We start from the raw sequence: 6690 nt of genomic DNA on the forward strand, positions 1-6690 counted from the left end.
TCCTTCGGCGTCCGCGACCGCGCGGCCGGGCCGTCAACGGCCGAGCAGCTCGCCGCCGTTGCAGTGCAGGATCTCGCCGGTGATGAACCCGGCCTCGGGCGAGGCCAGGAAGTAGACCGCCGCCGCGACCTCGCCGGTCTCGCCGACCCGGCCGAGCAGCGTCCGGGCGGCCCGGCGGGAAACCTCCGCCTCGTCCAGCCGCGGACCGAAGAACTCGGTGCCGGCCACCGTTCCCGGGGCGACGATGTTGGCGGTGATGCCCGAGGTGCCCAGCTGCGCGGCCAGGAAGTGGTTCCAGGCGTGCAGCGAGGCCTTGGCCGCCCCGAACGAACCGGCGCCGCGCAGCGCCGCGATCGAGCTGATGGTGACCACCCGGCCGGCGCCCGGGGTGAGCCGGTCGCGGATGGACTCGGTGAGCATCACCACGGTCAGCACATTGCGCTCGAAGTCCCCGCGCCAGCGGGCCAGCAGGGCGTGCGGCCCGGCCCCGATCACCGTCTCCCGGCTGCCCGCGTTGTTCACCAGGACGTCGATCCGCTCCGGCAGCGCGGCCAGCGCGGCCTCCACCGCGTCCGGGTCGGCGAGGTCGCAGACCAGCGGGGTGACGTTCGGCCCGAGGTCGGCGGCGGACTGTTCGAGCACCGCCCGCCGGCGGCCGACGATCACGACCTGTTCGCCCGCCTCGGCGAACCGCCGCGCCACCTCGTACCCGATACCCGTGCCACCACCGGTGACAACGACGTTCCTGGCCATCTGCGCGCTCCCTCCCCAGTTCCGCCGCCACGCTGCGAGGGTGCGGGACGGTCCCTACCGGAATGCCACGATTCCTATCACGCTCGGTTGCCGTGACTGCGGGGAGGGTGACGTCGCGCGCGCGGGAAGGTGTGGTATGGGCGCGGCACCACGCGCACACGGAGCGTGGCGAGAGGCAGCTCACACCCCCCCGGCGTAACTTCTCGCACCCTGATACGTCTTAGGTTGGTAGTGCGGCAGTTTTTTTGGTGGGCGGAGACGTGGCGAACGGCATCATGTCACCGCGTTGCCACGCTGCCGCCGACGGGGCTCCGGCGGGCCCCGGGTCGGTCGTCGACTTCGACGGCCTTCGCGCACGACGCCGGGGTGTGGCGGGTCAGGGACGCTTTGAGCGGCCGTCCCGGGCTGCGGCCGGCCCCGGAGTCGTGCGCCGTACGTGTGCGGCCCCGCGAGGGACGCGGAAGGGCCCGGTCGCACTCCCCGGAATCTCGGGAGTGCGGCCGGGCCCTTCCGGTGCCTGGGTCAGCGGGCGTCGAGAGCCACGTAGTCGCGGATCGCGGTGCCGGTGTAGATCTGGCGCGGACGGCCGATCCGGCTGGTCGGGTCGTTGATCATCTCGTGCCAGTGGGCGATCCAGCCCGGCAGCCGGCCGAGGGCGAACAGCACGGTGAACATGCTGGTCGGGAAGCCCATGGCGCGGTAGATCAGGCCGGTGTAGAAGTCCACGTTCGGGTACAGCTTGCGGGAGACGAAGAAGTCGTCGCTGAGCGCGTGCTCCTCCAGCTTCAGCGCGATCTCGAGCAGCTCGTCGGACTTGCCGAGCTGGCCGAGCACCTCGTGCGCAAGGATCTTGACCTGCGCGGCGCGCGGGTCGAAGGCCTTGTAGACGCGGTGGCCGAAGCCCATCAGCTTGACGCCGTCCTCGCGGTTCTTCACCTTGCGGATGAACGCGTCGACGTCGCCGCCGTCCTTCTGGATGCTCTCCAGCATCTCCAGCACGGCCTGGTTGGCGCCACCGTGCAGCGGGCCCCAGAGCGCCGAGATGCCGGCCGAGATGGACGCGAACTGGTTGGCGTGGCTGGAGCCCACCAGGCGGACGGTGGAGGTCGAGCAGTTCTGCTCGTGGTCCGCGTGCAGGATCAGCAGCTTGTCCAGCGCGTTGACGATCACCGGGTTGAGCTCGTAGTCCTCGGCCGGGACCGCGAAGGTCATCCGGAGGAAGTTCTCGACGTAGCTCAGGTCGTTGCGCGGGTAGACGAACGGCTGGCCGACCGACTTCTTGTACGCGTAGGCCGCGATCGTCGGCAGCTTCGCCAGCAGGCGGACCGTCGACAGGTGGCGCTGGGCGGCGTCGAAGGGGTTGTGGCTGTCCTGGTAGAAGGTGGACAGCGCACCGACCACCGAGGACAGCATCGCCATCGGGTGGGCGTCGCGCGGGAAGCCCTGGTAGAAGCGCTTGACGTCCTCGTGCAGCAGGGTGTGCTGGGTGATCTCGCGGTTGAACTCCGCCAGCTGGTCCGGGGTCGGCAGCTCGCCGTTGATCAGGAGGTACGCGGTCTCGATGAAGCTGCCCTGCTCGGCGAGCTGCTCGATCGGGTAGCCGCGGTACCGCAGGATGCCGTTGTCACCGTCCACGAAGGTGATCGCGGACTTGTACGCGGCGGTGTTACCGAAGCCGTTGTCCAGGGTGACCAGGCCGGTCTGCGGGAGCAGCTTCGAGATGTCGAAGCCGGCGTTGCCCGCAGTGCTCTCGACGACGGGGTACTCGTACTCGCCGTCCTGGTACCGCAGTACTACCGAGTTGTCGCTCACGTCTTCCTCACCGACGAAATGAATCCTCTTCCAAGGTGCCCTGACTGTCTCTACCATCCCCCATCTGGCGGACAGCCGCGCACCCGGGGTGGCCCGGAAGGGCCCGCCCCTACAAAACCTTCTGCCGCAGCCGGTACGAACCGGACAAGATCGGCACCACCCTAGGCTCTGTCGTAAATCTCTTCACGTCAAGAGAACAATAGAGGCAACCATCCCTTGGAGAATCATCCAGTTGCCAGCCGGTGATCCAACGCGGCATGCCTCCTACCTGCACTGACGGTTCGAACAGCCTGAGCGATCGCCTTCCGTGACCCGACCAGCACAACCAGTTTCCGCGCCCTGGTCACAGCGGTGTAGAGGAGGTTCCGCTGGAGCATCGTCCAGGCGGACGTGGTGACCGGAATCACCACCACGGGATACTCGCTGCCCTGCGACCGGTGGATCGTCACCGCGTACGCGTGGGCCAGCTCGTCCAGCTCGTCGAAGTCGTACGGCACCTCCTCGTCCTCGTCGGTGAGCACCGTCAGCCGCTGGTCGTCCACGCTGAGCGCGGTCACCACTCCCACTGTGCCGTTGAAGACGCCGTTCCGCCCCTTGTCGTAGTTGTTCCGGATCTGGGTGACCTTGTCCCCGACCCGGAACGTCCGCCCGCCGAACCGCCGCTCCGCCAGCCCCTCCCGGGCCGGCGTCACCGCCGCCTGCAGCAGCGTGTTCAGGTTCCCCGCGCCCGCCGGGCCCCGGTGCATCGGCGCCAGCACCTGTACGTCCCGCCGCGCGTCGAACCCGAACCGCTGCGGAATCCGCCGCGCCACCACGTCCACGGTCAGGCCCGCTGCCTGCTCCGTGTCGTCCTCCACGAACAGGAAGAAGTCCGGCAGGCCCTCCGTCAGCGGCGGCAGGCCCTCGTTGATCCGGTGCGCGTTGGTCACCACCCCCGACTCCTGCGCCTGCCGGAAGATCCTGGTCAGCCGCACCGACGGGATCGGCCCACCCGGCGTCAGCAGATCCCGCAGCACCTCGCCGGCGCCCACCGACGGCAGCTGGTCCACATCCCCCACGAACAGCAGGTGCGCCCCCGGCGCCACCGCCTTGACCAGCTTGTTCGCCAGGATCAGGTCCAGCATGGACGCCTCGTCGACCACCACCAGGTCGGCGTCCAGCGGGCGGTCCCGGTCGTACGCCGCGTCCCCGCCGGGCCTCAGCTCCAGCAGCCGGTGAACGGTGGACGCCTCCACCCCGGTCAGCTCCGACAGCCGCTTCGCCGCCCGGCCGGTCGGTGCCGCCAGCACCACCTTCGCCCGCTTCGCCAGCGCCAGCGTCACGACCGACTTCACCGTGAACGACTTGCCGCAGCCGGGGCCCCCGGTCAGCACCGCGACCTTCTCGGTCAGTGCCAGCCGCACCGACTGCTCCTGCTCCGGCGCCAGCTCCACCCCCGTACGCTTCGCCAGCCAGCCCAGCGCGGCCGGCCAGTCCACGTCCGCGAACCACGGCATCCGGTCCACGTCCGACCGCAGCAGCCGCAACAGCTGGTTGGCGAGCGAGATCTCCGCCCGGTGGAACGGGACCAGGTACACCGCGGTGATCGGCTCACCGCTCTCCCCCGGCACCGACTCCCGCACCACTCCCTCCACGGCCACCAGCTCCGCCAGGCAGTCGATCACCAGCCCCACGTCCACCTGGAGCAGCTTCACCCCGTCCGCGATCAGCCGCTCCTCCGGCAGGAAGCAGTGTCCCTGGTCACTGCTCTGCGACAGCGCGTACTGCAGCCCCGCCTTCACCCGCTCCGGACTGTCGTGCGGGATCCCCACCGCCTGCGCGATCCGGTCCGCCGTCAGAAAGCCGATGCCCCACACGTCCGACGCCAGCCGGTACGGCTCGTTCTTCACCACCCCGATCGAGCCGTCCCCGTACTGTTTGTAGATTCGTACGGCCAGCGAGGTCGACACCCCGACCCCCTGCAGAAAGACCATCACCTCCTTGATGGACTTCTGCTCCTCCCAGGCGGCCGCGATCTTCTTGGTCCGCTTCGGCCCGAGCCCCGGCACCTCGATCAGCCGGCCCGGCTCGTTCTCGATCACCTCCAGGGTGTCCACCCCGAACCGCTCCACGATCCGCTCCGCGAACCGCGGCCCGATCCCCTTGATCAGCCCCGAGCCCAGATAGCGCTGGATCCCCTGCACCGTGGCCGGCAGCACCGTCGTGTAGTTCTCCACCACGAACTGCTTGCCGTACTGCGGATGCGACCCCCACCGCCCGTGCAGCCGCAGCGACTCCCCCGGCTGCGCCCCCAGCAGCGCGCCCACCACCGTCAGCAGGTCGTTCGCGCCCCGGCCGGTGTCCACCCGGGCGACGGTGTACCCCGTCTCCTCGTTGGCGTACGTGATCCGCTCCAGCACGCCCTCGACCTGGGCGAGCTGGCGCGGCGCGGCTACCTGGCCCGCCTGCGCCTGCCTGGCCACCGGACCCCCTTCACCAGTGCGGGTGGACCATTCCGCTACGCACCGTACCGCCCGGCCACGACAGCCGGGTCCGGGCCCTGCGGTGCAGCGGTCCGGCCGAGGTGCCAGGCTGGGAGAAAACCACGGGGGGCACCGACCGCACCCGCGTCACGGCGTGCCCGTCCAAGGAGCAGTGCCACCATGCTCACCACCGCCTTCGTCCCCGGCTCCCCCAACTGGCTCGACCTCGGCAGCCCCGACACCCGGGCCTCCGTCGACTTCTACACCGCCCTGTTCGGCTGGACCTTCGACTCGGCCGGCCCCGAGGCCGGCGGCTACGGCTTCTTCCAGCAGGAAGGGCGCACGGTCGCCGCCCTCGGCCCGCTCACCGAGGAAGGCTCGACGCCCGCCTGGACGCTCTACTTCTGCACCCTCGACGCCGACCGCACCGCCGAACTCGTCGAGGAAGCCGGCGGCCGGGTGCGATTCACCCCGTTCGACGTCTTCACCAACGGCCGGATGGCCGGTTTCACCGACCCCACCGGCGCCGAGTTCGCCGTCTGGCAGCCCCGCGACACCAGGGGCCTCGACGCCGTGACCGACGAGAACACCCTCTGCTGGGCCGAGTGCTACAGCATCGACGCCGAGGCCGCGAAGACCTTCTACCGCCGTGTCTTCGGCTGGCAGGAGCAGGACGTCCCGCTCGAGGGCGCGCTGTACACCGTCCTCACCCCGGCCGGCGGCGGCACCGACGACGCGCTCGGCGGCATCATGCAGCTCGGCCCCGAGCAGACGGCCGCCGGCACCTCCTCGCACTGGCTCCCCTACTTCGAGGTCCCCAACGTGGACGCCAGCCTCGCCATCGCCGACAAGCTGGGCGCCACCACCCGGATCCCGGCCATGGACGTCCACGGCGTCGGCCGTCTCGCCCAGCTGATCGACCCGCACGGCGCGGTCTTCGCCGTCATCACCAGCGCGGCGCCCGGTGAGTGACGCCCACTCACCCCTCACCGCGGGCGTGGACGGCCCCTGAGCGGCCCTGGGTGGCCCTGGACCCTCGGCCCGGGGCGAGAAGAGGGCCACGGTCGCGGGGCCGGGTCCCCGGGGTGGCCCTACGCTCTGGTCATGGACAACCTGATCATGGACAGCCTGACGATCCGCCGCGCCACCGCCGACGACGTCCCGGCGATCGTCGCGATGCTCGCCGACGACCCGCTGGGCGCCACCCGCGAGAGCCCCGGCGACCTCACCCCCTACCACGCCGCCTTCGCCCGCATCGACGCCGACCCGCAGCAGCACCTGGTGGTCGCCGAACGCGCCGGCCGGACCGTCGGCACCCTCCAGCTCACCGTCGTCCCCGGTCTCGCCAGGAAGGGCGCCACCCGCACCATCATCGAGGCCGTCCGGATCCACGCCGACGAACGGGGCACCGGCCTCGGCAGCGAGCTGATCACCTGGGCGATCGACCGCTCCCGCGAGCTCGATGCCGATCTCGTCCAGCTCACCTCCGACGCGACGCGCACCGACGCGCACCGTTTCTACGAGCGCCTCGGCTTCGTCCCGTCGCACCTCGGTTTCAAACTCGCGCTGTAAACGCAGAGAACCCCCACCCGGAATCGGGTGGGGGTTCTCTGGAATGATTGTTCGGCGGCGTCCTACTCTCCCACAGGGTCCCCCCTGCAGT

5 protein-coding genes are annotated in these 6690 nt (G+C 70.4%); 2 read left to right on the forward strand and 3 right to left on the reverse strand.

Translation table 11 applies throughout. The features are described 5' to 3' along the window. Positions 1-33 precede the first annotated feature (33 nt). The 3 genes from ACIO5D_RS26855 to ACIO5D_RS26865 all read right to left on the reverse strand — a co-directional run bounded on the left by ACIO5D_RS26855 (position 34) and on the right by ACIO5D_RS26865 (position 5027). Positions 34-753: an SDR family oxidoreductase gene (locus ACIO5D_RS26855; protein ID WP_363608101.1), complete on the reverse strand. Its 720-nt coding sequence runs from the start codon at positions 751-753 to the stop codon at positions 34-36. Positions 754-1275: 522 nt separating this feature from the next. Continuing rightward, positions 1276-2565: a citrate synthase gene (locus ACIO5D_RS26860; protein ID WP_363608102.1), complete on the reverse strand. Its 1290-nt coding sequence runs from the start codon at positions 2563-2565 to the stop codon at positions 1276-1278. Positions 2566-2789: 224 nt separating this feature from the next. Then, the gene (locus ACIO5D_RS26865; protein WP_400798272.1) at positions 2790-5027 is read right to left on the reverse strand and encodes an ATP-dependent RecD-like DNA helicase; all 2238 of its coding nucleotides are present in this window, start codon (positions 5025-5027) and stop codon (positions 2790-2792) included. A gap of 180 nt (positions 5028-5207) precedes the next feature. On the opposite strand from ACIO5D_RS26865, the gene ACIO5D_RS26870 reads away from it, so the two are divergent. Further along, complete coding sequence (locus ACIO5D_RS26870) at positions 5208-5999, forward strand: VOC family protein (protein ID WP_363608104.1); 792 nt, start codon at positions 5208-5210, stop codon at positions 5997-5999. Between the two features lie 147 nt (positions 6000-6146). Then, positions 6147-6599 carry a GNAT family N-acetyltransferase gene (locus ACIO5D_RS26875; protein WP_400655984.1) on the forward strand — a complete coding sequence of 151 codons (453 nt, stop codon included), beginning with the start codon at positions 6147-6149 and terminating at the stop codon, positions 6597-6599. The last annotated feature ends 91 nt before the right edge of the window (positions 6600-6690 follow it).

It is taken from the genome of Kitasatospora sp. NPDC087315 (assembly GCF_044744345.1).
Lineage (GTDB): Bacteria > Actinomycetota > Actinomycetes > Streptomycetales > Streptomycetaceae > Kitasatospora.